The sequence below is a fragment of the Salinarimonas ramus genome (assembly GCF_014645695.1).
Lineage (GTDB): Bacteria > Pseudomonadota > Alphaproteobacteria > Rhizobiales > Beijerinckiaceae > Salinarimonas > Salinarimonas ramus.
Window position 1 is genome coordinate 92,559 of sequence record NZ_BMMF01000011.1, and the last position, 22,181, is coordinate 114,739.

Annotated in this window: 22 protein-coding genes and 1 pseudogene; 7 read left to right on the top strand and 16 right to left on the bottom strand. The window is 70.9% G+C overall.

Translation table 11 applies throughout. From position 1 onward, the window contains the following. The first annotated feature begins 3 nt into the window (after positions 1-3). The 5 genes from IEX89_RS17700 (at position 4) to IEX89_RS17720 (ending at position 4,057) form a co-directional block, all read left to right on the top strand. Entirely contained in the window at positions 4-1,284 is a 1,281-nt protein-coding gene (locus tag IEX89_RS17700; protein WP_188914583.1) for a c-type cytochrome, read from the top strand. A gap of 78 nt (positions 1,285-1,362) precedes the next feature. Continuing rightward, a complete protein-coding gene (locus tag IEX89_RS17705; RefSeq protein ID WP_188914584.1) occupies positions 1,363-2,493 on the top strand; it encodes an Mrp/NBP35 family ATP-binding protein in 1,131 nt (376 codons plus the stop codon). Positions 2,494-2,608: 115 nt separating this feature from the next. Beyond that, positions 2,609-2,785, top strand: coding sequence for a hypothetical protein (locus tag IEX89_RS17710; RefSeq protein WP_188914585.1), 177 nt, complete (start codon positions 2,609-2,611; stop codon positions 2,783-2,785). 79 nt (positions 2,786-2,864) lie between these two features. After that, positions 2,865-3,389, top strand: coding sequence for an MbcA/ParS/Xre antitoxin family protein (locus IEX89_RS17715; RefSeq protein ID WP_188914586.1), 525 nt, complete (start codon positions 2,865-2,867; stop codon positions 3,387-3,389). Next, the gene (locus IEX89_RS17720; RefSeq protein WP_188914587.1) at positions 3,386-4,057 is read left to right on the top strand and encodes an RES family NAD+ phosphorylase; all 672 of its coding nucleotides are present in this window, start codon (positions 3,386-3,388) and stop codon (positions 4,055-4,057) included. The genes IEX89_RS17715 and IEX89_RS17720 overlap by 4 nt, the downstream gene beginning before the upstream one ends. Before the next feature lie 93 nt (positions 4,058-4,150). Here the strand turns inward: IEX89_RS17720 and IEX89_RS17725 are convergent, their stop codons facing one another. The 10 genes from IEX89_RS17725 to IEX89_RS17770 all read right to left on the bottom strand — a co-directional run bounded on the left by IEX89_RS17725 (position 4,151) and on the right by IEX89_RS17770 (position 13,902). Then, positions 4,151-5,197, bottom strand: coding sequence for a formate dehydrogenase subunit gamma (locus IEX89_RS17725; RefSeq protein ID WP_188914588.1), 1,047 nt, complete (start codon positions 5,195-5,197; stop codon positions 4,151-4,153). Between the two features lie 79 nt (positions 5,198-5,276). Beyond that, on the bottom strand, positions 5,277-5,873 hold the full coding sequence (gene fdh3B / locus IEX89_RS17730) for a formate dehydrogenase FDH3 subunit beta (RefSeq protein ID WP_188914589.1): 597 nt from the start codon (positions 5,871-5,873) through the stop codon (positions 5,277-5,279). Positions 5,874-5,889: 16 nt separating this feature from the next. Continuing rightward, positions 5,890-8,856 (bottom strand): formate dehydrogenase subunit alpha, encoded by a 2,967-nt coding sequence (locus IEX89_RS17735; RefSeq protein WP_188914590.1) that lies wholly within the window; start codon positions 8,854-8,856, stop codon positions 5,890-5,892. Positions 8,857-8,869: 13 nt separating this feature from the next. After that, positions 8,870-9,088, bottom strand: a complete 219-nt coding sequence (locus IEX89_RS17740) for a twin-arginine translocation signal domain-containing protein (protein ID WP_188914591.1) — start codon at positions 9,086-9,088, stop codon at positions 8,870-8,872. A gap of 111 nt (positions 9,089-9,199) precedes the next feature. Next, positions 9,200-9,982, bottom strand: a complete 783-nt coding sequence (locus tag IEX89_RS17745) for a Cro/CI family transcriptional regulator (protein ID WP_188914592.1) — start codon at positions 9,980-9,982, stop codon at positions 9,200-9,202. 97 nt (positions 9,983-10,079) lie between these two features. Then, positions 10,080-10,760, bottom strand: coding sequence for a DUF3306 domain-containing protein (locus IEX89_RS17750; protein ID WP_188914593.1), 681 nt, complete (start codon positions 10,758-10,760; stop codon positions 10,080-10,082). Beyond that, the gene (locus tag IEX89_RS17755; protein WP_188914594.1) at positions 10,757-11,269 is read right to left on the bottom strand and encodes a DUF3305 domain-containing protein; all 513 of its coding nucleotides are present in this window, start codon (positions 11,267-11,269) and stop codon (positions 10,757-10,759) included. Before IEX89_RS17755 ends, IEX89_RS17750 begins: the two co-directional genes overlap by 4 nt. 268 nt (positions 11,270-11,537) lie before the next feature. Beyond that, on the bottom strand, positions 11,538-12,548 hold the full coding sequence (locus tag IEX89_RS17760) for a DUF6352 family protein (protein ID WP_188914595.1): 1,011 nt from the start codon (positions 12,546-12,548) through the stop codon (positions 11,538-11,540). Beyond that, entirely contained in the window at positions 12,545-13,135 is a 591-nt protein-coding gene (locus IEX89_RS17765) for a DUF6505 family protein (RefSeq protein ID WP_188914596.1), read from the bottom strand. The genes IEX89_RS17760 and IEX89_RS17765 overlap by 4 nt, the downstream gene beginning before the upstream one ends. Beyond that, the gene (locus tag IEX89_RS17770) at positions 13,132-13,902 is read right to left on the bottom strand and encodes a biotin/lipoate--protein ligase family protein (protein WP_244645559.1); all 771 of its coding nucleotides are present in this window, start codon (positions 13,900-13,902) and stop codon (positions 13,132-13,134) included. Before IEX89_RS17770 ends, IEX89_RS17765 begins: the two co-directional genes overlap by 4 nt. 111 nt (positions 13,903-14,013) lie before the next feature. Between IEX89_RS17770 and IEX89_RS17775 the strand changes: the two genes are divergently transcribed. Together IEX89_RS17775 and IEX89_RS17780 are read left to right on the top strand one after the other, a co-directional pair. After that, positions 14,014-16,056, top strand: a complete 2,043-nt coding sequence (locus IEX89_RS17775; protein WP_373290605.1) for a 4Fe-4S dicluster domain-containing protein — start codon at positions 14,014-14,016, stop codon at positions 16,054-16,056. A gap of 87 nt (positions 16,057-16,143) precedes the next feature. Beyond that, complete coding sequence (locus IEX89_RS17780; protein ID WP_188914598.1) at positions 16,144-16,452, top strand: hypothetical protein; 309 nt, start codon at positions 16,144-16,146, stop codon at positions 16,450-16,452. A 12-nt stretch (positions 16,453-16,464) separates the two neighbouring features. Here the strand turns inward: IEX89_RS17780 and IEX89_RS17785 are convergent, their stop codons facing one another. The 6 genes and pseudogenes from IEX89_RS17785 to IEX89_RS17810 all read right to left on the bottom strand — a co-directional run bounded on the left by IEX89_RS17785 (position 16,465) and on the right by IEX89_RS17810 (position 22,107). Continuing rightward, positions 16,465-16,692 (bottom strand): hypothetical protein, encoded by a 228-nt coding sequence (locus IEX89_RS17785; RefSeq protein ID WP_188914599.1) that lies wholly within the window; start codon positions 16,690-16,692, stop codon positions 16,465-16,467. A gap of 11 nt (positions 16,693-16,703) precedes the next feature. Next, entirely contained in the window at positions 16,704-17,780 is a 1,077-nt protein-coding gene (locus IEX89_RS17790; protein WP_188914600.1) for a formate dehydrogenase subunit gamma, read from the bottom strand. Positions 17,781-17,854: 74 nt separating this feature from the next. Continuing rightward, a pseudogene (fdh3B, locus tag IEX89_RS17795) lies at positions 17,855-18,445 on the bottom strand (formate dehydrogenase FDH3 subunit beta); the annotation flags it as partial. 12 nt (positions 18,446-18,457) lie between these two features. Beyond that, positions 18,458-21,382, bottom strand: a complete 2,925-nt coding sequence (locus IEX89_RS17800) for a formate dehydrogenase subunit alpha (protein ID WP_188914602.1) — start codon at positions 21,380-21,382, stop codon at positions 18,458-18,460. Positions 21,383-21,393: 11 nt separating this feature from the next. After that, positions 21,394-21,609, bottom strand: coding sequence for a hypothetical protein (locus tag IEX89_RS17805; protein ID WP_188914603.1), 216 nt, complete (start codon positions 21,607-21,609; stop codon positions 21,394-21,396). Positions 21,610-21,762: 153 nt separating this feature from the next. Further along, complete coding sequence (locus IEX89_RS17810; RefSeq protein ID WP_188914604.1) at positions 21,763-22,107, bottom strand: response regulator; 345 nt, start codon at positions 22,105-22,107, stop codon at positions 21,763-21,765. Between the last annotated feature and the right edge of the window lie 74 nt (positions 22,108-22,181).

The following is a 22,181-nucleotide window of genomic DNA, read 5'->3' on the forward strand; positions in this document are numbered from 1 at the left end:
CCCATGCGTCTCGCCGCCGTCGCACTCTCGCTGATCCTCGCGCCGCTCCTCGCCGCGGGCGGCGCCTCCGCCGAGATGCGCGGCCACGGCGGGCCCGTCCGGGCGCTGGCGGTGGCGCCCGCGGGCGACGTCGCGGTGTCGGGCTCCTTCGACAGCCGTGCCATCGTCTGGGATCTCGAGCGCGAGGCGGCGGCGCAGGTGCTGCGCCTCCACGACGACGCGGTGAACGCCGTCGCGATCCTGCCCGACGGCGGCATCGTCACCGGCGGCGCCGACGGGCGGATCGCCTTCTGGCGCCAGGGCGAGGCGGACCCGGTGCGGGTGGAGAGCGCGCATGCGGCGCCGATCGCCGGGCTTTCGGTGTCGCCCGACGGGGCGACGCTCGCCTCCGCCGGATGGGACGGGATCGTGCGCCTCACGCCGCTCCCCGACGGCGAGGCGCGGGTGCTCGAAGGCCATGCGGGCCAGGTCAACGCCGTCGCGTTCGGGCCGGACGGCGGGCTCGTGAGCGCGGGCTACGACGCGACGCTGCGGATCTGGGGCGGGGAGGGCGAGCCGGCGCGGGTGATCCAGCTGCCCACCCCGCTCAATGCGCTGGCCATCGCCCCGGACGGCACGATCGCGACAGGGGGAGCGGACGGCGTCGTGCGGCTCCTCGCGGCGGACGGCGCGCTCATCGCCGAAATCGAGACGCAGCCCCTGCCGATCATCGCGCTCGCGCTCTCGCCCGACGGCACGCGCCTCGCGGCGGCGACGATCCGCGGCTCGGTGGCGATCATCGACGTCGCGGCGCGCGACGTGCTGTTCACCCTCGTCGGCCCCGGCCTGCCGGTCTGGTCCGCCGCCTTCGCGCGGGACGGCGAGACGCTCTACACCGGCGGCGGCGATGCCATGGTGCGGGCCTGGGACGCGCGCACCGGAGAGCCCTCCAGCGGGCCGATCCTGGAGGCGGCGGAGGACCCGCTCGCGCGCTTCGCGGGCTCGCGGGGGGCGGAGGTGTTTCGCGCCTGCGCCGCCTGCCACACCCTCTCCGCGAGCGAGGGCGAGCGCGCCGGCCCGACGCTGGCGGGCATCTTCGGCCGGCGCATCGGCACGGCGCAGGGCTACGACTACTCCCCCGCCCTCGTCGCCATGGACATCGTCTGGACGCCGCAGACCGTGGCCGCGCTCTTCGAGCACGGGCCGACGGCCTACACGCCGGGCTCGAAGATGCCCGAGCAGCGCATCCTCGCCGCCGAGGATCGCCGGGCGCTCGTGGATTTCCTCGCGGAGGCGACGCGCTGACGGCGCTCGTGCCGTTGCGGGCGAGGGCCGGAACGCACTAGATCAGGCGCGACAGAACGATTGCCGGAGGGATGGCCCGTGACGACGAGAGAACAGGTCCTGCAGGCGCTCGCCGCCGTGAGGCTTCCCGCGAGCGGCGAGAGCCTCGTCGCGTCCGGGCGCCTGTCCGACGTGGTCGTCGAGAACAAGCGGGTGATGTTCTCCATCGCCATCGACGCCAGCGAGGCCCAGGCGATGGAGGGCGTGCGCAAGGCGGCGGAGGAGGCCGCGCGCGCGGTCGCCGACGGCGCGACCGTGCTCGCGACCCTCACGGCCGATCGTCCCGTCCCGAAGGGCCCGTCCGCGACGCCGCCTTCGCGCGCGGGCGTCGAGCCCGGCCGGCCCGCGAGCCCGCCGCAGCCCAAGGCTCAAGGCATTCCGGGCGTGAAGCACGTCATCGCGGTCGCCTCGGGCAAGGGCGGCGTCGGCAAGTCGACGACGGCCTGCAACCTCGCGCTCGGCCTGCGGGCGCTGGGGCTGAAGGTGGGCATCCTCGACGCCGACATCTACGGCCCCTCCATGCCCAAGCTCTTCGGCCTGCACGGCAAGCCGCGGGTGCTGTCGGGCCGCATCCTCGAGCCGCTCGACGGCTACGGCGTCAAGGTCATGTCCATCGGCTTCATGGTCGAGGAGGAGACGCCGATGATCTGGCGCGGGCCGATGGTGATGTCGGCCATCACCCAGATGCTGCGCGAGGTCGCCTGGGGCGAGCTCGACGTGCTCGTCGTCGACATGCCGCCCGGCACCGGCGACGCGCAGCTCACCATGGCGCAGGCGACGCCGCTGGCCGGCGCCGTCATCGTCTCGACGCCCCAGGACCTCGCCCTCATCGACGCCCGGCGCGGTGTGGCGATGTTCAAGCGCACGCAGATCCCCATCCTCGGCATCGTCGAGAACATGGCGACCTTCGTGTGCCCCCATTGCGGCGAGACGAGCCACATCTTCGGCCATGGCGGCGCGGCCGCGGAAGCGGCCAAGCTCGGGGTCCCGTTCCTGGGCGAGGTGCCGCTCAACATGACGATCCGCGAGACCTCCGACGCGGGCCGCCCCGTCACCGCGCTCGACCCGGACGGGCCGCAGGCGCGGGTGTATCGGGGGATCGCGGAGAAGGTGTGGGAGGCGCTGGCGGGAGGGCGCGCGAGGGTTGCGCCGCGGATCGTTTGGGAGTGAGTCGGGCCGCGTGAGGAACGCCCGTGCGAACCTCTGCCCAGTGCGCACAAACGCTTGATCCGCCTCGCGTTTCACGGCATAGATCGGGTACGGTCACGTTCCGGAGGAAACCCCGATGAAAGCCTTCCTCGCCTCTCTCGTCGTCGCGCTCGTCGTCGCCGTCGGCGCGGCCTATCTGCTCGAGACGAACTGGCAGTCCACCGCCGCCGACACCTACGCCACGAGCGGCGCGCGCGTCGGCGACCCGGGCGACAACCTCGTCGGCTCCGACTGGTATTCCTCGCGCAGCTGAGGCGCGCGACTGGCACTCCCCTTGTGCGACGTCCGGATCCGGACCATATTCGGATCCGGACAGTCATGGGAGCGCGCCGATGTCGGCACCGAGCTTGGAACCAGATCGCGCGACAGCGGGGCCGCAACGCGTCAACCCGGCGCTCTTCGATCGCGCGGAGCGTCGCCGCCTCAGCGGCCCGGGGCTGCGCACCTTCTTGTCGATCTGCGACGTCTGGCGTCTGACCGAGGCCGAGCGCCTCCGCATCCTTGGTGCACCGGGCCGTTCGACCTATCACGACTGGGCCAAGGCTGCGCGTGAGCATCGCGACCTGGCGCTCAGCCTCGATACCCTGACGCGCATCTCCGCCATACTCGGGATCTACCGGGCCCTCTTGATCCTCGAAGGTGACGACGCGTCGAGCGTCCGCTGGCTGAGGTCGCAACATGGGGCTCCTGTCTTCGCTGGGCGCCCGCCCCTCGAGCTCGTGACCGACGGTTCCTTGGACGCCCTTCTCACGGTCCGGCGCTTCCTCGATGCCGCTCGTGGCGGTCTGTACATGCCCCCCAATGTCGTCGACGAGGGCTTCACGCCCTACGAGGACGACGACATCGAGCTCTCATGACGCTCCGGCGCGCCCCGGCTCCCGCGCCCTGCCACCGGCTGATCCCGTCTCGGTTTCCACCGATCGCACTGTTCGAACGCGTGGCGAGCGCGGCAGATCTCGAAGCCGTCATGGACCTGGAGGGGTGGACCAACGACCGTCTCGTTGCACAGCGCGTCGCACGTCTCCCGCGGGACGAGTGGGCCTACGGGCGGGCCAACGCCAGCGCGATCATGGCGTCCTTTCTCCATGTCGCACCCGGCGGGATGCGCTTCAACGGTCCGGATCTGGGTGCCTGGTACGCAGCAGCGGCAATTCGAACGGCGATAGCGGAGGTCGCGCATCACCTTCGTCGCGAGGCAATCGTCCGTGGAGAGGCCTTCCTGACGCGTCCCTATCGCGCCTATCAGGCGGCACTCTCCGGCGAGATGGTCGACCTGCGCGGGGAGCGCGCCAGCCGTCCCGACCTATATGCCGCGACGAGCTACGCCGCCTCGCAAGCCTTCGGCGAAAGCCTCCGTGCCGGCGGCGAGAGCGGCGTCGTCTACGACAGCCTGCGTCATGCGGGCGGCGAGAACGTGGTCGGCTTTCGCCCGAGCAGGATCAGGGACGTCGTGCAGACCGATCATTGGGAGATCACCGTCCGCAAGGACGCGAAGCGTATCTCGGCGCGACGTCTGCGCAGCTGACCGACCCACCACCTCCCCGAAACACCAAGGGCGCGGAGGTCTCCCTCCGCGCCCTTCGCTTTTCCCGTGCGCGGCCCGCGAGCGGGCCGGGGATCATTCCGCCGGCTGCGGGCTCGGACGCGCGCCGCCGGATGCGCCGCCCTGGGCGCCCTGCTTGCGGCGGGCCTCCTCGGCCCAGAGCGAGTGGTGCTCGCGTGCCCAATTGTAGTCGACCTCGCCCGAGCCCATGGCGTCGAAGGCGCCCTGCATGCCGACCGAGCCGATGTAGATGTGCCCCACCATCACCGCGACGAGGATCGCGGCGACGACGCCGTGGATCATCTGCACGAGCTGCCAGTCGGCATAGCCGCCGGCGAGATAGGGGAAGAGCAACAGCACGCCGGTGACCGAGAGCGCCGCGCCGCCGACGATGACGGACCAGAAGATGCCCTTCTGTCCGGCGTTGAACTTCTTCGCCTCCGGATGGACGCCCTTCTTCAGGAGCCCGCCGCCGGCCTTGAGCCAGGCGACGTCCGTGCGGTCGGGGATGTTGTCCTTGATCCACACGAGCAGCATGAAGACGAGGCCGGCCATGAACGGCCAGGCGAGGTAATTGTGCGCGTACTTGCCGAGCTGCGTGACCGTCGCGAAGGCTTCCGGCCCGAAGAGCGGGATCAGCACGAAGCGGCCCAGCACGAGGTTGATCCCCGTGAGCGCCAGCACCAGGAAGGAGCCGGCGGTGAGCCAGTGCACGAAGCGCTCGAAGGCGTTGAAGCGCAGGATCTTGAGCCCCGACAGGCCCGAATCGATCGTGATCTTGCCGCGCACCGCGTAGAAGGCGACGACGATCGCGAGCATGCCGACGAGGGCGACGATCGTCACCCAGAACATCGTGCCCTGGTGGAAGGCGCGCCAATCCTGGCCGCCGGGCTTGATGAGGCCCGTCGCCTTCTGGTCGGGGATCGAGACGCGCCCGGCGATCTCGCCGCCCGGCTGCAGCGCCTGGAGGAGCTGCTCTTCGGTCACCGCCTGGGCGGTGGGGTTGGTGCCTTGCGCCAGCGTCTCGTCGGGGACGGCGATCGCGGCGAGGCCGAGGAGCGCGATCGCCGCGAGCGCGACGCGCCCGGCTCTGGCGATGGAGGTGAGGCTCGCGCGGAACATGTGGGTCATCCTTCCCAAACCTGTGAATACGAGGCGGTCCGGCGGCGGGGCGAGCCCCGCCGACCTGTCGAGCCGCGCCTCAGATCGCGACCGTCTCCTTGTAGGCCGTCTGCCAGCCCCAGGCGCCCGAGCCGTAGCCGCGGGTGACCACGCGCTCGCGGTAGATCTCGGCGATGATCTCGCCGTCGCCGGCGAGCAGCGCCTTGGTCGAGCACATCTCCGCGCAGATCGGCAGCTTGCCCTCGGCGAGACGATTGGCGCCGTACTTCTCGTACTCCGCCATCGTCACGTCCGCCTCGGGGCCGCCGGCGCAATAGGTGCACTTGTCCATCTTGCCGCGCGAGCCGAAATTGCCGACGCGCGGATATTGCGGCGCGCCGAACGGGCAGGCGTAGAAGCAATAGCCGCAGCCGATGCACAGGTCCTTGGAATGCAGCACCACGGCGTCGGCCGTCGTGTAGAAGCAGTCGACCGGGCACACGGCCGCGCAGGGCGCGTCCGTGCAGTGCATGCAGGCCATCGAGATCGAGCGCTCGCCGGGCGTGCCGTCGTTGATGGTGACGACGCGCCGGCGGTTGATGCCCCACGGCACCTCGTGCTCGTTCTTGCAGGCGGTGACGCAGGCGTTGCACTCGATGCACCGGTCCGCGTCGCAGAGGAACTTCATCCGAGCCATTGTCGATATCCTCCGATCACGCGGCCGCGATCTGGCAGAGCGTGACCTTCGTTTCCTGCATGCCGGTCACGGGGTCGTAGCCGTAGGTGGTCACGGTGTTCACGGATTCGCCGAGCACGATCGGGTCGGTGCCCTGCGGGTACTTGGCGCGCTGGTCGACGCCCTGGAACCAGCCGGCGAAGTGGAACGGCATGAACGCCACGCCGCGGCCCACGCGCTCGGTGACGAGCGCCTTCACGCGCGCCTTCGAGCCGCCCTCCGGGCCGGTGACCCAGACGAGCTGGCCTTCCGCGATGCCCCGCTCGGCGGCGTCCGCCGGGTTGATCTCGACGAACATGTCCTGCTGGAGCTCGGCGAGCCAAGGGTTGGAGCGCGTCTCCTCGCCGCCGCCCTCGTACTCGACGAGGCGCCCGGAGGTGAGGATGATCGGGAAGTCGCGAGCGATGTTGTTCTCGATCGCGGTCTTCTGCACCGTGTGGCCGATGTTCGGCACGCGCTGCTGACGGAAGTCGTCGCGGGTCGGGTACTGCGCCACGAGATCGGTGCGCGGCGTGTAGATCGGCTCGCGATGGACCGGCACCGGATCGGGCAGGTTCCAGGCCATGGCGCGAGCCTTGCCGTTGCCGAAGGGGATCGCGCCGTGCTCGAGGCAGACGCGCTGGATGCCGCCGGAGAGATCCGTCGACCAGGAGACAGCGTCGGCGTTGGCGCCGCCCTGGGTCTCGATGCGGGTGCGCTCGGCCTGCGTGAGGTCGGCGTCCCAGCCAAGCGTCTTGAGCACGCCGTAGGTGAACTCGGGATGCCCGTCGGTCAGCTCCGACCCGACCGGCGCCGAGCCCTCGGCGAGCAGGTTCACGCCCTCGCGCTCCACGCCGAAGCGGGCGCGGAAGGCCCCGCCGCCGTCCTTCACGTGAAGGTTCGTGTTGTAGAGGATGTGCGTGCCGGGATGGCGGATCTCCGGCGTGCCCCAGCACGGCCAGGGCAGGCCGTAATAATCGCCGCCGACGTCCGCCGTCTCGCGCGGCGCGCGCAGCGTGACGAGGTCGAAGGCGCCCTGGTTGGCCATGTGCGCCTTGAGCCGCTCGGGAGACTGGCCGCAATAGCCGGTGGACCAGCCGCCGCGGTTGATCTCGCGCAGCACGCTCTCGGGCTGCGGCTCGGGGCCGAACTTGCCCTCCACCATCTCGATGTTCTTGAACATCCGATCGGCGAAGCCGAGCTTCTCGGCGAGCTGATGGATGACCCAGTAATCAGTGGCGCTCTCGAAGATCGGCTCCACCACCTTCTCGCCCCACTGGATCGAGCGGTTCGAGGCCGTGCGCGAGCCCGAGCACTCGAACTGCGTGCAGATCGGCAGGAGGTAGGTGTTCTCCGTGCGCTCGCCGAGCACCGCGAAGGTCGTCGGGTGCGGGTCGGCGACGACGAGGAGGTCGAGGCGCTTCAAGCCCTCGGCCACCTCCGGCATGCGGGTGACGGTGTTGCCGCCGTGCCCGAACACCATCATCGCCTTGACGTTGTCGCGCTGGTCGACCTGCTCGGGGTCCATCATCACCGCGTCGAACCAGCGGGTCGTGGTGATCCCGGGCGTCTCCATGTTGGTCTTGCGGTCGCGGGCGTCACGGCCGCCCTTGGCCGGGACCTCGTCGAAGCGCGACTGCAGCCAGTCGTACTCGACCTCCCAGACGCGCGACCAGTGCCGCCAGCCGCCCTCGCCGAGACCGTAGTAGAGCGGCAGCGAGGTGACGTCGAGGCCGAGATCCGTCGCGCCCTGCACGTTGCAATGGCCGCGGAAGATGTTGGCGCCCGTGCCGGCGGAGCCGACGTTGCCGGTGGCGAGCAGGAGGTTGCAATAGGCGCGCACGTTTGCGGTGCCGACCGTCTTCTGCGTCGCGCCCATGCACCAGATCAGGGTGGAGGGCTTTTGCGTCGCGAACATCTCGGCGACACGCTTGAGCTGCTCGCCCGGCACGCCGGAGACGCGCTCGACCTCCTCGGGCGTCCAGCGCGCGACTTCCTCGCGCACCGCGTCCATGCCGTAGACGCGGCTCGCGATGAAGTCCTTGTCCTCCCAGCCGTTCTCGAAGATGTGCCACATCATGCCCCAGATCACCGGGATGTCGGTGCCGGGACGGATGCGGACGTATTCGGTGGCGTGGGCGGCGGTGCGCGTGAAGCGCGGATCGATGACGATCATGTTCGCCTGGTTCTGCTCCTTGCCGGACAGCACGTGCTGGAGCGAGACCGGGTGCGCCTCCGCGGGATTCCCGCCCATGATGATCATGGTCTTGGAATTGCGGATGTCGTTGTAGGAATTCGTCTGGGCGCCGTAGCCCCAGGTGTTGGCGACGCCGGCCACCGTGGTCGAGTGGCAGATGCGCGCCTGGTGGTCGACCGAGTTCGTGCCCCAGAAGGCCGCGAGCTTGCGGTACAGGTAGGCGCCCTCGTTGGAGAATTTCGCCGAGCCGAGCCAGAACACCGAATCGGCTCCGGAGCGCTCGCGGATGTCGCCGAGCTTCGCCGAGATCTCGGTGAGCGCCTCGTCCCAGGTGGTGCGCTGCCACTGGCCGCCGACCATCTTCATCGGGTACTTGAGGCGGCGGTCGCCGTGGACGAGCTCGCGGACCGACGCGCCCTTGGCGCAGTGCGTGCCGCGGTTGATCGGGCTCTCCCAGGCCGGCTCCTGGCCGACCCAGACGCCGTTCTGCACTTCCGCGATGACCGTGCATCCCACCGAGCAATGGGTGCAGATGTTCTTGCGGGTCTCGAGCGGGACGCCCTCCTGCATCGGGCCGGCCTCGGCCTTGCGCACGGCGCCCAGCGAGAGCGTGCCCGCGGCGGCGAGCCCGCCGACGGCGAGGCCGGAGCGGCGCAGGAAGGTACGGCGATCCACCGCCTCGTTGACGAGGCCGGCGACGATCGCGGGATGGCGGGCGCGACGGGCCGCGCCGGTGTCGTGTCCGAGGGACTTGCGCTTGACGAGCATGGAACCCGCCTCCTCAGTAACGGTTGGTGCGGTAGAAGGCCTGGACGTGCGCCGTTTCCTGGTAGCGCGCCTTCACCTTCTCGTCGGCGGTCTCGCTCGCCTGCGCCTCGCTTCCCGCGAGGGGCGAGACGGCGACCGCCGCCGCCAGGCTGCCGGCACCGCCGACGGCCCGCAGGAAGCCACGCCGATCGAGCGCCACCTTGGCGCTCTCGTCCTTGTGCGTCTTGCGCATTCCCGGTCCTCCACCTCGGGCACGCTCGCGCGGGCCCGTTCTCGTTCGTGCCGAGCGGTGCGGACCGCTCGTCGTTCCTGTCGGCGCGCCCGCGCACGCGCCCTCCTCAGGTCATTCCCCGATCTCGAAGGCCTCGGCCTCGATGTCGAAGAAGGTCCGGCCCACCGCGCCCACGGCCTTGTAGAGCCGTGACGAGGGGGCGATCTCGAGATCCGCGAAGAAGCGCGGCGCCCACGGCTTCAGGTGCCGCTCGAAGAAGCCGCGCTCGGCGCTCTCCTCGGCGTCGAAGCGTCGGCCCGCGAGCCCCGCCATGACGTCGCACAGGATGGCGATGTGGTCCTCCGGGTCCTTCAACCCGTCCTCGCGCTCGAGCCCGAGCGACTTCAGGTCGGCGCGCACGGCGGCGAGGGGCCGCTCGTGCAGGAAGCCCGTGAGGTAGAAGGAGGCGTAGGGAAGCAGCTCGCCGCGCCCCAGCCCGATGAAGAGGTCGAAGAATTCGCGGCTCGCCGCCTCGGGCGTCGTCGTGCGCGCCGCGTCCGCGAGCTGCAGATGCGCCATGCCCAGCGGGCTCGAATCGCCCTTGAGCCCACGCAGCGCCTCGAGCGTCTCGGCGACGGGCGCCTTGCCGAGGAGATGGGCGAGGAGGTCGTATTCGCGTGCGCGCAGGAGATCGATCTCGTCGATCGCGTCGTGCGCCTCGCCGCCGCCCTGCGGGTACAGATCGGGGCGCAGCAGCGAGCGGGAGACGCCGGTGACGGTCTCGACCGCGAGCACGCGCTCCGCCGGGATCCGGCTCCAGTTGGAGACGGACGGCTGGGAGATGCCGAGCGTGCGTGCGAGTGCGCCGACGCCGCCGGCGGCGCGGATCGCCAGATCGAGCCCTTCGTCCCGCATGCGTTTCCCCGTCCTAGCCGCCTTCTCGGGGCGGCTTCTCTCGAACGGTTCCATAGTACGAAGCTATGGGGTCCCGGCAAGCTTGTTTTGAATGACTTTAGACGGGGGTGGCCCCGCCATGACGGCGCGGACGAGGCCGGAGTTCCGCAGGGTCCTGCGGCATATGCGCCGCAGGCTGCTCGTTCGTCGGCTCGCGATTCTCAAGCGCGGCCGTGGTTTGCGGGTCCGACGATGTGTCCACATCGTCAGCCTCTTCCGACCGGGCAGGATTCGTGTCCTCATTGTGCTGCGCATTCTGCACAGATGGTTCTTGCGTTTCACGCACGTCCTCGGGCGGCTTCTCCACAGGCGGCTCGCGCTTGGCGAACAGCCGATCCGCCAAGGCCTTGGCGTCGAAGTCGGGGGAGAGCGGGCCGTCTCCGGGCACGCCGCCGGGAACGTTCCAGTCGTAGGCGTATTCCCGCGCGGGATCGAGATAGTCCCGCACGGCGGGCGTCGTCGCCCAGACGCGGCGCAGGGCGGCGTTCTTGAGGGCGGCGGGCACGCCCTTGCGCAGGTAGCCCGTGATGTCCGTCGTCGCGTCTATGGTCTCGATGGGCGGGAGGGCGGCGAGCTCCTCGTCGGAGAGGGTGGGCTCGGCCTCGGGCGCAGGCGCCGGGGCAGGCTCGGCAGGGATGGCGACCGATTCGGCCGCTGCCTCCTGCGGCTCGCGCGGCTCGTCGCGCGCGTCCTCGCGCTTCTTGCGCGACCAGCGCGAGAGAAAGCCTTCGCCGCTCACCGCCCGTCCTCCTCGTCGCGATCGAGGCCGAGCACGCGGGGCGGGCGCCGGGCCAACGCGTTGGGATCGGCGGGCTTGCGCTTGCGCTTGTAGAACTCGCGCTCGACGTGGAACTCGGCGACGAACGCTGCGACCAGCGCCTCCACCTCGGCCGGCATGGGCAGCGCCTCGAGGATCAGCGCCTCGTCGCCGGCCAGCGCCTCGCCCTCGTAGGGATCGACGCTGAGCGAGGCGACCTCGAGCCGCTCGCCGTTGCGCCGCAGCGCCACCCAGACGGACGGACGGCCGGAGCCGAGATTGTCGCGGTAATGCGCGGTCTCGCCCGGATGCAGGTCGAGCGTGGCGGAACCCACGTACCAGGTCTCCTCCGCGCCCTCCGCCGCGAGCCGCGTCCACGGCGCCGTCTCGGGCGCCGCGGGAAGCACGGCGCAGGGCGCCCACGACACGGGCGCCCAACGGTTGCTCGTCTCACGCCTGCGCGCGACGATGCCCAGCGTGACGTGGGTCATGAATTGCTCCCTCCCCCGCCTCGCGGGCCCATGGCTTTACGCGCCTTTCTTCTCCTTCCCTGTAGGGGAAGGTGGCTCGGCGGAGCCGAGACGGATGGGGCGCGCAACGCGCGTTCGGCGCAGCCGAAGCCGACGCGTGACGTCGGGCACCGAGGTTTCCGCTTCGCGGAACACGCCTGACGGCGTGCCCCATCCGTCACGCCGCTTCGCGGCGCGCCACCTTCCCCTACAGGGAAGGAGAGGGGAGCGGAATTCGACGCCATCGCGCTCACGTCCTCCTCGCGAGCGGCAGGCCCGTCACCAGGTTCTGCGGCTTCATGCGCACCACCTTCTCCGGGCTCATCGCCAGGATGAGCCAGATCGGCGCGTTCCTCACCCGAGGCTCGACGGGCGCGTCCTTGGCGAGGTCGAGACGCAGGAGGCACAGGACGCGCGATTGGTCGTCGTACCCCACCGGCTCGCCGCGCCAGAGGCGGTTGCCGATGGCGGTGGCGTCCGCGTCGAGGCCCACGAACCAGCGCCAGGCCTCGTCCTCGATGCGCTCCATCGGCGTCACCGTGCAGGAGACGCCGTGCATGTGGGAGACGAAGGCCTCGATCGCGCGGGCGAGACCGTCGCGGGCCTTCGGCGCCGAGCCGAGCGGGAGCGCCATCGTGTGCGCGTCCGACCGGCTCCAGTAGGTCCAGGCGTTGCCGTCGTCGAGGACGTCGAGCTCGTCGGCCGCGGACTTGCCGAGCATGCCCACGAGAGGGGACACCGGTCCCGAGGCGGCGTTCCTGCCTTCGAACTCCTCGATCAGCTCGAGGTCCGCGAGCAGCGTCGCGCCCTCGTAGGTCGAGACCTTCTGCGGGCGGAAGAACAGCTCTGCCGCGCGCAGCGTGTAGGGATCGGCGCAGCCGTCCAGCGCGTTGCGCAGGACGAGATGCACCATCTGCGACAGGAAGAGCGGGGGCACGACGGCGCCGTCGCGCACGATGCCCGCATAGGCGGCCTCCACCGTACCCGCGGCGACGAGCCGGTCGCGGAAGGAGACGAAGAACTCCCAGTTCTCCCGCGCGTCCGGATCGGCCAGGGCCGCGATCTCGCCCGGGGAGACCGGCCGGCGCGGCGCGCCCGTGAGGGCCGCGTGGAGCGCGCGCTCGGCGTCGCAGGCCTCCTCCGGGGGGAGGATCTCGGGACGGGCGAGATAGGCCAGCAGCAATTCGTCGGTCACCGCGAGCGCGCCCTCGGGCGTGCGTCGCGTGAGGTGATGGCCGCTCGAGACCCAGAACTCCTTCATTCCCCCGTGCCCTTCGGTTCGCGCGCGTTCATCATGCCGAGGAGGTCGACGTGCTCCTCGATCTCGTCCTCGCCCTCGCTCTCGACGACGAGGAAGGCCTTGGAATGGCTGTGCAGGCGATCGGCGCCCGGCATGCCGGGCTCGCGATGGCGCAGCGTGCGGAACTGCTCGACGAGCCGCCCGTCGCGGATCGTCCGGTGGAGCGCGATCAGCGTGCCCTCGCCATGCTCCTCGCACAGGGACGCGGCGTAGGCGACCTCCTCGGCCGCCGCGGCGCGGGCGTGGTCCATCGTCGGCGCCGAGAAGCGCACGGCGATCTGCCGCGCCAGCGCCTGGACGGCCGCGTCGTACTCCTCGCGCGTGACCGGCGTGACGACGACGAGCGTCGAGAAGCCCAGCGCCTCGACGTCGGCGAAGCCCGCGCGGAAGGCGGCGCGCTCCTTGGCGGTCATCGTCTCGGGGTCGGCGTCGAGGAAGAGGAACGATCCCGTCACCGCCCATCGCCCCGGCTCCGCGGCATGGGCGAAAACGAACGTGTCGGACGGGTCGAGGCGGATGGTGCGCGGAAGCTTCGCGGGCGCCGTCATGGGCGCGCTCCGAGCTTGTAATCGAGCTTGGGCCCCTTGTGGGCCTCGTCGTACCAGGCGCAGGCGGCGAGGCCGGGCAGCAGCGCGCGGCGCTCTGCGCCGGTGACGCCGTGGCGATGGACGAGGAGGTCGCCGTTGCCGTCGATGCCGCGCCGCTCGCCCGCCTTCTCCTTGCGCAGCCGGGCGAGGTAGGGGTCGGCGACCTTCTTGAAGCCGCGGTTCGTCCATGCGTCGACGTGGAGCATGAGATGACGCGCGAAGCTCCCCATCAGCGCGTGGGGATCTGCGAAGCCCTCCTCCTCGAGGGAGGTCGAATCGGGCGCCAACCCGGCCTCGTCGATGCTCAGCCGCGCGGCGATGAGCTGGGCGCCGAAGACGAGCCAAGCGGGCTCCTCCTCCTCGGCGCAATCCTCCGGCCAGCCGAGCCGGCCGCCGCCGATGAGCGCGCCGTCGTAGAGAATCGTGTCGGGCCAGACGAACTCCACCGCCTTCTCCGGCGGGCAATGCGCCGCGATGGCGTCGGCCAATGCCGCCATGCCGGCGAAGAATGCGCGGCGGGCCGAGGCGAGGGGCTCCTCGGGCTCCAGCACGACGGCGAATTCCACGAGATCGTAGCGCCCGACATGGACGAAGGTGCCCGCGCCCGCCTCCGCCGCGATGCGGCAGGCATGGGCGAAGGCGTCGCCCGATTCGCGCAGGCGCACGGGGGTGAAGAGCGGGGGCAGGTCGAGCTCGGCGACGGCTGCGACCATGTGGGACGGAGGCACGCGGCGTTTCCTCATCGGGGCGGCTATCCAGCGCCTTTCCTTGGGTCTATTCCAATATAAACCGTTTTACGGCAAGAGCATCGCAGATCGCTCCCGAAGGTCCGCCGCGTCATGTCACAGCCCGATCGCATCGTCTTCGCCTGCTCCTGCGAGCGCACCATGCCGCTCGACGTCGAGGCTCTCTCGAAAGGCTGCGGCGGGCGGCTGGAGACGGCGACGCAGCTCTGCCGCGCCGAGATCGCGCGCCTCGAGGCCGCCTTCGCCGAGGGCGTCCCCGTGATCGTCGGCTGCACGCAGGAGGAGGCGGCCTTCGCCGACGCCGCCGAGGCGGCGGGGGAGGGGACCGGGACGCGCGCGCGCTACGCCCTCGCCAACATTCGCGAGACCGGCGGCTGGTCGACGGACGCCGCCGCCGCCGGGCCGAAGACGGCGGCGCTCCTCGCCATGGCGAGCGTGCCCGTGACGGACGCCGCCATCGTGACGCTGGAGAGCGAGGGCGTCGCTCTCGTGCTCGGCCGCGACGAGGTGGCGATCGAGGCGGCGCGCCGGCTCGCGGACCATCTCGACGTGACGGTGCTGCTCGAGCGCCCGGGTGCGATCATGCCGCCGCGCAAGGCGGATTTCCCCGTCCTGAAGGGCCGCGTGCGCAATGCGAGCGGCCATCTCGGCGCCTTCGAGCTGACGATCGACGAGTACGCCGCGCCCTCGCCGGCCTCGCGGGCGGCCCTCGTCTTCGGCGTCGCCCGCGACGGGGCGACCTCGGCCTGCGACGTCGTGATCGACCTCACCGGCCGCGAGCCGCTCTTTCCGGCGCACGACCTGCGTCCGGGCTACCTGCGCGCCGACCCGCGCGATCCCGTGGCCGTGGAGCGCCTCCTGTTCGAGGCGGCGAACCTCGTCGGCACCTTCGACAAGCCGCGCTACGTCAATTACGACGCCGGCCTGTGCGCCCATTCGCGCTCGAAGATCGTCGGCTGCACGCGCTGCCTCGACCTGTGCCCCACCGGCGCGATCACGCCCGCGGGCGATCACGTCGCCATCGATCCGGCGATCTGCGCCGGTTGCGGCCAATGCGCCGCCGCCTGCCCGACGGGGGCCGCGTCCTACGCGCTGCCCGGCGCCGGGGATCTCGTGGCGCGGCTTCGCGTCATGATGCGCGCCTATCGCGACGCGGGCGGACGCGACGCGGTGGTGCTCTTCCACGACGTCGAGCACGGCGAGCCGCTGATCGACGCGCTCGCGCGGTTCGGCGAGGGGCTGCCGGCGACGGTGATCCCGGTCGGCGTCAACGAGATCACCCAGATCGGCCCGGAGACGCTCGCCGCGCTCTTCGCCTACGGCGCCGCGGGCGCGCTGTTCCTCGCCCGCGCCCGGCCCAAGCACCCGCTCGACGGGCTCGCCCGCACGGTCGACACGGTGAACGCGATCCTCACCGCGCTCGGCTTCGGCGAGGCGCCTGTCGCCGTGATCGAGACCGACGACCCAGACGTGCTCGGGGCGTCGACCCGCGCCGCCGCACGGGCGCGCGCGGGGACGGGCGCGGCGGTGCCGGCCTCCTTCCTCGCCCAGCCCAAGAAGCGCCAGCTGCTCGAGATCGCTTTCCGTGAGCTCCACCGCGTCGCGCCCGCTCCCGTGCCGGTGGTGCCCCTCGCCGCGGGCGCCCCCTTCGGCGGGATCGTCGTCGACGTCGGGGGCTGCACTTTGTGCCTCTCGTGCGTCTCCGCCTGCCCCGCGGACGCGCTCTCGGACAATTCCGAGCGCCCGATGCTGCGCTTCACCGAGAGCCTGTGCGTGCAATGCGGCCTGTGCGCCGCGACCTGCCCGGAGGCCGTCATCACGCTCGAGCCCCGCCTCGACTTCGCCGCCTGGGACGCGCCCAAGCGCGTGATCAAGGAGGAGGAGCCGTTCGCTTGTGTCGAATGCGGCAAGGCCTTCGGAACCAAGGCCACGATCGGGCGCGTCATGGAGAAGCTCGGCGGGCGCCACTGGATGTTCTCCGGCGAGGAGGGCGAGCGGCGCCTTCGCGTCCTGCAGATGTGCGAGGATTGTCGCGTCCAGGCGGTGGTGAACGAGAGCTTCGATCCCCACGACGCGCCGCGCCCCAAGCCGCGCACCAGCGACGACTACATCCGGGACCGCTCCAAGCTGTCGTGAGGAGGCTGCGGGGAACCGCGGGGGCGTCCACCGGTTCCTCGCGCACGAGCCTCCGGCCCGGAGGCCACGGCACAGGAGTGGCGCGCGATGCGCTCGACCATCGTCCCCTGCGCGCTCGCCGCGCTCCTCCTCACGACCGGCCTCGCGGCGGCCCAGGATCGCGGCGCGCGCGATCCCGCGGACTGGGAGGCGAAGATCCCCTGGATCACGCCCGACGAGCCGGACTGGATCGATTCGGACGAGGTCGTCGACAGTTTCCCGCCCGGCATCACCCCGCTCGGCCGCACCCCGCCCAACGAGCTCCCCGGCGAGAGCACGGACGAGCTCCAGGACCTGATCGACGAGACGCGCGACGAAGCGAGCGAGCGTGAGCGGCGGCGGCTGGGGGAGCGGTGAGGGACCAGGCCCTCACTCTACGTCACCCGCGGGGGAGCGGCCGGATTCGATGCCGCCGGTGGGTTCGCGCAGGTGGCTGAGTTCGCCGTCGGGGGCGGGCCAGGCGTCGACCTGGATGCGCACGGCGCGGTCGACGGAATAGGCCTCCGCGGCGCTCTGCGAGAGGAGCCCGCCGAAGACGCCGTAGGACACGAGCCCGATCGCGAGGACGACGCCGCAGGAGACGAGGAAGGACTTCATCGCAGGCTCTCCTATTCCGCCGGCTCGGGCCGCGGGCGCTCGTCGGCGGCCGCATCTCCCTCGCGCTCGAGCCGCTCGATCCAGAGCGGATGATGCGTGCGCGCCCATTCGCGGTCGACGTCGCCCTTCCACATGGCGTCGAAGGAGCCGCTGACGCCCACCGAGCCGAGATAGGCGTGGCCGATGATGGTGGCGATGAGGAGCGCGGCCACGATCGTGTGGCCGCCGTGGAGCAGGTGCATCCAGCCGACGCCGATCGTCGAGATCGGCAGCATCAGGAGGATGCCCGAGACGCCCATGGCGAGGCCGCCGAGGACCGCGATCCAGAAGATCAGCTTCTGGCCGGCATTGAACTTCTCCGCCGGAACGTGGCGTCCCGAGGGGATGCCGCCGGCCTGGCGCAGCCACTCGCGATCGACGCGCGAGAACAGGTTGTCCTGCACCCACAGCCCCGCCATCGCGAGAATGCCGAGAAGGAAGGCGAAGCCGATCTGGTTGTGGACGAGGAGGCTCCCCTGCGCCAGCGCGCCGAAGACCGCGTCGCCCGCCCAGGACTGGATCAGCTGGCGCCCGAAGACGAGCGTCAGGCCCGTCAGCGCGAGGAGCACGAAGGAGATCGCCGTCGTCCAGTGCACCACCCGGTCGAGGAAGCGAAAGCGCGCCACGCGCCGCCCGCGCGCGTCGCGCTCGTAGCCCTGCGAGCCGCGCCAGAGATAGAGGCCGAGCACGGCCGCCACCGCGAGCACGATGAGGATCGCGTGGATCCATTTCGACCAGTAGGTCCGGAAGTCGCGCCAGATCCGGTTGTCCGCGGCGGTGACGAAGCCGAGCGCCGGGTTCTGGTAGGAGGTGAAGCCCTCGAGCCGCTCGTCGGGCATCTCGCGATCGCTCAGCTCGCGGAAGAGCGTGTCGAGATCGCCGGAGGGCGCGCGGTCCGGGACGAGGTAGACGCCGCGCTCCTGCGGGAAAGCTTCGGGCTGCGCCTCGTCGCCTTGCTGCGCCAGCGCGGAGAGCGGCGCGAGGAGGAGGAGCCCCATCGCCATCGCGATGATGCGTAGCGCCCCAGCGAGGGGGGAGGGCGTTCTCATAGCGTCTCTCCCGGCGTGCGCATGCTCTCCGTCGCCATGGCCGGCGGCCAGTGCGAGCTGCCCTGCGAGAGGACGGTCGGGCTGTCCTGGTAGGCGGTGGCCCAGCCCCAGGCGGCGGAGCCGTAGCCGCGACGCAGCACGCGCTCGCGATAGATCTCGGCGATGATGGCGCCGTCGCCGGCGAGCAACGACTTCGTCGAGCAGACCTCCGCGCAGATCGGCAGCTTGCCCTCCGCGAGCCGGTTCCTGCCGTAGACGACGAAGCTGTCGGGCGTGTTGTCTCCCTCCGGTCCGCCGGCGCAATAGGTGCACTTGTCCATCTTGCCGCGCGCGCCGAAGGCGGTGGTCTTGGGATATTGCGGCGCGCCGAAGGGGCAGGCGTAGAAGCAATAGCCGCAGCCGATGCACACGTCCTTCGAGTGCAGGACGATGCCGTCCGCCGTCTGCAGGAAGCAGTCCACCGGGCACACGCTCGCGCAGGGCGCGTCCGTGCAATGCATGCAGGCCATGGAGACCGAGACCTCGCCCGGACGCCCGTCGTTCAAGGTCACGACGCGCCGGCGGGTCATGCCCCAGGGCACCTCGTGCTCGTTCTTGCAGATGGTGACGCAGGCATTGCACTCGATGCAGCGCTCGGCGTCGCAGATGAACTTCATGCGGGCCATGGGCGCGCCTCCTCAGGCCGGGACGATGCGGGCGAGCGTGACCTTCGTCTCCTGCATCGCGGTGACGGGGTCGTAGCCGTAGGTGGTGACGGTGTTGACGCTCTCGCCGAGCACGATGGGGTCCGTGCCCGCCGGGTAGCGTCCGCGCAGGTCCGCGCCCATCCAGAAGCCGCCGAAATGGAACGGCATGAACAGCACGCCCTCGGCGACGCGCTCCGTCACCATGGCGCGCGCGAGGATGCGTGCGGAATTCTCCGGGCCGTGCATCCAGACCATGCGCCGGTTCTCGATCCCCAGCCGCGCGGCGTCGGCCGGGTTGATCTCGATGAAGGCCTCCTGCTGGAGCTCGGAGAGCCACTTGTTCGAGCGCGTCTCCTCGCCGCCGCCCTCGTACTCGACGAGCCGGCCGGAGGTGAGGATGAAGGGGAACTCGCTCGCGATACCGAGCTCGGCCGCCCGCATCTGGACGGTCAGGTTGATCGTCGGCAGGCGGAAATCGACGCGGTCGGGGAGCGTGGGATAGTCCGCGAGGAGGTCCGGCCGGGGCGTGTAGATGGGCTCGTGGTGCATGGGCACCGGATCGGGCAGGTTCCAGGCGAGCGCGCGGGCCTTGGAATTGCCGTAGGGCGAGCAGCCGTGGGCGATGGCGACGCGCTGGATGCCGCCCGACAGATCCGTCGTCCAGGAGACGTCCTCGACCTTGTCGCCGCCGATGCGGTCGATGACCGCGCGCTCGGTGTCGGTGAGCTCGCCGGCCCAGCCGAGGCGGTCGAGCACCGCCATCGTGAACTCGGGATAGCCGTCCTGCAGGTCCGAGCCCGGCGTCGAGACGCCCTCGGCGAGCAGCGGCACGCCTTCGCGCTCGACGCCGAAGCGCGCCCGGAAGCCGCCGCCGCCCTCGGCCACGGGGAGGTTCAGGTTGTAGAGGATCGGCGTGCCGGGATGGCCCTCCTCCGGCGTGCCCCAGCAGGGCCAGGGCAGGCCGTAATAGTCGCCGGCGACGGGACCCTCCGAGGCCCGCAGCGTCTCCGGGTCGAACAGATGCTGGTACTCCATGTGGAGCTTGAGCCGCTCCGGCGATTGGCCGGTGTAGCCAATCGACCAGGTGCCGCGGTTGATCTCGCGCAGGATGTCCTCGATGGAGGGGATGCCGCCCTCCTCGATGGCGATGCGCTTGAACATCTCGTCGGCGAAGCCGAGCTTCCGCGCCAGGAGATACATGGTCTCGTGGTCGCCCTTCGATTCGAAGATCGGCGGGAGCACCTCGTCGGCCCATTGCAGCGAGCGGTTCGAGGCCGTGCGCGTGCCGCGGATCTCGAATTGCGTCGCCGCGGGCAGCAGCCAGGTGTTCTCGCGCCGGTCGCCGAGCGCCGCGAAGGTGGTGGGATGCGGGTCGCAGACCACGAGGAGGTCGAGGTTGTTCATGCCCTCGACGGCTTCCGGCATGCGCACGACGGTGTTGCCGCCGTGGCCGAAGACCATCATCCCGCGGATCTTGCCGGGCTGGGCGACGTCCTCGGCGGGGTAGTTCACCGCGTCGAACCAGCGGGTCGTCGGGATGCCCTTGGTCTCCATCAGCTCCTTCGTGGCGAAGCGCGAGACCATCCAGTCGTAATCGACGTCCCAGACGCGGGCCCAGTGGCGCCAGGAGCTCTCCTGCAGGCCGTAATAGGCGGGCAGCGTCGTCACGTCCAAGCCGAGATCGGTCGCACCCTGGACGTTCGAATGGCCGCGGAAGATGTTCGCGCCCCCGCCCGCGACGCCGATGTTGCCGAGCGCCAGCTGCAGGATCGTGTAGGCGCGCACGTTGGCGGTGCCCACCGTCTTCTGCGTCGCGCCCATGCACCAGATCAGCGTGGAGGGCTTCTCGTGGCTCATCAGCCAGGCGATGTGGCGCAGGTGCTCGCCGGGTACGCCGGAGACGCGCTCGACCTCGTCTGGCGTCCAGCGGGCGACCTCGGCGCGCACCTCGTCCATGCCGAAGACGCGGGTGCGGATGTATTCCGCGTCCTCCCAGCCGTTCTCGAAGATGTGCCAGAGCATGCCCCAGATGACCGGGATGTCGGTCCCCGGGCGCAGGCGGACGTAGTCCGTGGCGTGGGCGGCGGTGCGGGTGAAGCGCGGATCGACGACGATGAGGCGCGCGTGGTTGCGCTCCTTGCCGAGCAGCACGTGCTGCATCGAGATCGGATGGGCCTCGGCCGGGTTGCCGCCCATGATCATGATGCACTTGGAATTCGTGATGTCGTTGAAGGAGTTCGTCATCGCCCCGTAGCCCACCGTGTTGGCGACGCCGGCGACGGTGGTGGAATGGCAGATGCGGGCCTGGTGATCGACGGAGTTCGTGCCCCAGAAGGCGGCGAGCTTACGGTAGAGATAGGCGTTCTCGTTGGAGAACTTGGCGGAGCCGAGCCAGAACACCGAATCCGGCCCGCTCTCCTCGCGGATGGCGAGCAGCGTGTCGCCGATCTCGTCGATCGCCTGCTCCCAGGAGACGCGCACCCATTCGCCGCCGATACGCTTGATCGGGTACTTGATGCGCCGGTCGCCATGGGCGATCTCGCGGACGGAGGCGCCCTTGGCGCAGTGGGTGCCCAGGTTGATCGGGCTCTCGAAGGCGGGCTCCTGGCCGACCCAGACGCCGTTCTGCACCTCGGCGCGCACGGTGCAGCCGACCGAGCAATGAGTGCAGATGGACTTGCGGATCTCGATGGGCGGGCCGGACGGGATCTCGGTCGCGGCGCTGGCGCGGCGGATCAGGCCTTCGCGGGGCAGGGCGGCGAGGGCGCCGATGCCGGCGGCGGAGACGCCCGAGGCCTTCAGGAAATCACGCCGGTCGAGGGCGCGGCGCTCGGCGGGTGCGAGGGGGACGGCTCCGCCGCGGGCGGCGAGGGCACCGGAGCGGGCGTCGCGGCGGTCGCGCTTGCGCATCAGCATGGCCGGCCTCCTCAGCGCGCGTTCGTGCGGTAGAAGGTCAGGACGTGCTCGGTCTCGCGATAGCGCGGGGCGCGGCGGTCCATGGGGGCGGTGAGCGCCTGCGCCTCCTGCGCGCCGCCCAGCACGGGAGCCGCCGCTGCGGCCGGGGCCAGGGCGAGGCCCCTGAGGATCGTGCGGCGTTCGGGTCTCTCGGGGCCCTGTTTCCGGTCGACCTCGCGCTCCGCCATGGCATCCTCCTCGACATTCATGCCGAAGGCCAAGGCGCGAAGGCCGATCGAGGTTCCACGAGAAAGCCGGCGGAGCCGCTCAGGCGGCGCTGCACGGAGCGCGTCGGGAGGGTCGAGGCACGAGGCCCCGCGCCGGTTCGCCGCCCGCTCGCGTCAGCGCCCCAGCGCGCGGTCGATGGCGGCCGAGAGCTGCGCCTGATCGTAGGGCTTGGGCAGGGTCGGCAGCGTCTCGCCGTCCGGCGCCGCGCCGTAGCCGGTGGCGAGGATCACCGGCAGGCCGGGCCGCTCGGTCGCGAGCTCGCGGGCGAGCTCGACGCCCGTCATGCCGGGCATTGACTGATCCGTGACGACGAGGTCGAGATCCGCGCGCTCGGCGACGATCGCGAGCGCCTCGCGACCCGAATGCGCGGTGAGGACGACGTGTCCGAGATCCTCGATCAGGTCGGCGGAGCCCATGGCGGTGAGGGCGTCGTCGTCGACGAGGAGGATGGTGGGCATGGACGTGTCTGCTCCGTTACGAACGTGGCCGTAGCGTCAACGCGCGAGAGCCGAGGCGGGTCCCGAGGACGCGT

What these genes read in the sequence shown, in the direction of transcription:
- IEX89_RS17710 (WP_188914585.1), top strand. Translation starts at nt 2,609, where the DNA reads ATGAAAGCCTTCCTCGCCTCTCTCGTCGTCGCGCTCGTCGTCGCCGTC.
- IEX89_RS17775 (WP_373290605.1), top strand. Translation starts at nt 14,014, where the DNA reads ATGTCACAGCCCGATCGCATCGTCTTCGCCTGCTCCTGCGAGCGCACC.
- IEX89_RS17805 (WP_188914603.1), bottom strand. Translation starts at nt 21,609, where the DNA reads ATGGCGGAGCGCGAGGTCGACCGGAAACAGGGCCCCGAGAGACCCGAA.
- IEX89_RS17720 (WP_188914587.1), top strand. Translation starts at nt 3,386, where the DNA reads ATGACGCTCCGGCGCGCCCCGGCTCCCGCGCCCTGCCACCGGCTGATC.
- IEX89_RS17765 (WP_188914596.1), bottom strand. Translation starts at nt 13,135, where the DNA reads ATGACGGCGCCCGCGAAGCTTCCGCGCACCATCCGCCTCGACCCGTCC.
- IEX89_RS17780 (WP_188914598.1), top strand. Translation starts at nt 16,144, where the DNA reads ATGCGCTCGACCATCGTCCCCTGCGCGCTCGCCGCGCTCCTCCTCACG.
- IEX89_RS17740 (WP_188914591.1), bottom strand. Translation starts at nt 9,088, where the DNA reads ATGCGCAAGACGCACAAGGACGAGAGCGCCAAGGTGGCGCTCGATCGG.
- IEX89_RS17745 (WP_188914592.1), bottom strand. Translation starts at nt 9,982, where the DNA reads ATGCGGGACGAAGGGCTCGATCTGGCGATCCGCGCCGCCGGCGGCGTC.
- IEX89_RS17800 (WP_188914602.1), bottom strand. Translation starts at nt 21,382, where the DNA reads ATGCTGATGCGCAAGCGCGACCGCCGCGACGCCCGCTCCGGTGCCCTC.
- IEX89_RS17735 (WP_188914590.1), bottom strand. Translation starts at nt 8,856, where the DNA reads ATGCTCGTCAAGCGCAAGTCCCTCGGACACGACACCGGCGCGGCCCGT.
- IEX89_RS17755 (WP_188914594.1), bottom strand. Translation starts at nt 11,269, where the DNA reads ATGACCCACGTCACGCTGGGCATCGTCGCGCGCAGGCGTGAGACGAGC.
- IEX89_RS17790 (WP_188914600.1), bottom strand. Translation starts at nt 17,780, where the DNA reads ATGAGAACGCCCTCCCCCCTCGCTGGGGCGCTACGCATCATCGCGATG.
- IEX89_RS17810 (WP_188914604.1), bottom strand. Translation starts at nt 22,107, where the DNA reads ATGCCCACCATCCTCCTCGTCGACGACGACGCCCTCACCGCCATGGGC.
- IEX89_RS17785 (WP_188914599.1), bottom strand. Translation starts at nt 16,692, where the DNA reads ATGAAGTCCTTCCTCGTCTCCTGCGGCGTCGTCCTCGCGATCGGGCTC.
- fdh3B (WP_188914589.1), bottom strand. Translation starts at nt 5,873, where the DNA reads ATGGCTCGGATGAAGTTCCTCTGCGACGCGGACCGGTGCATCGAGTGC.
- IEX89_RS17760 (WP_188914595.1), bottom strand. Translation starts at nt 12,548, where the DNA reads ATGAAGGAGTTCTGGGTCTCGAGCGGCCATCACCTCACGCGACGCACG.
- IEX89_RS17725 (WP_188914588.1), bottom strand. Translation starts at nt 5,197, where the DNA reads ATGTTCCGCGCGAGCCTCACCTCCATCGCCAGAGCCGGGCGCGTCGCG.
- IEX89_RS17715 (WP_188914586.1), top strand. Translation starts at nt 2,865, where the DNA reads ATGTCGGCACCGAGCTTGGAACCAGATCGCGCGACAGCGGGGCCGCAA.
- IEX89_RS17700 (WP_188914583.1), top strand. Translation starts at nt 4, where the DNA reads ATGCGTCTCGCCGCCGTCGCACTCTCGCTGATCCTCGCGCCGCTCCTC.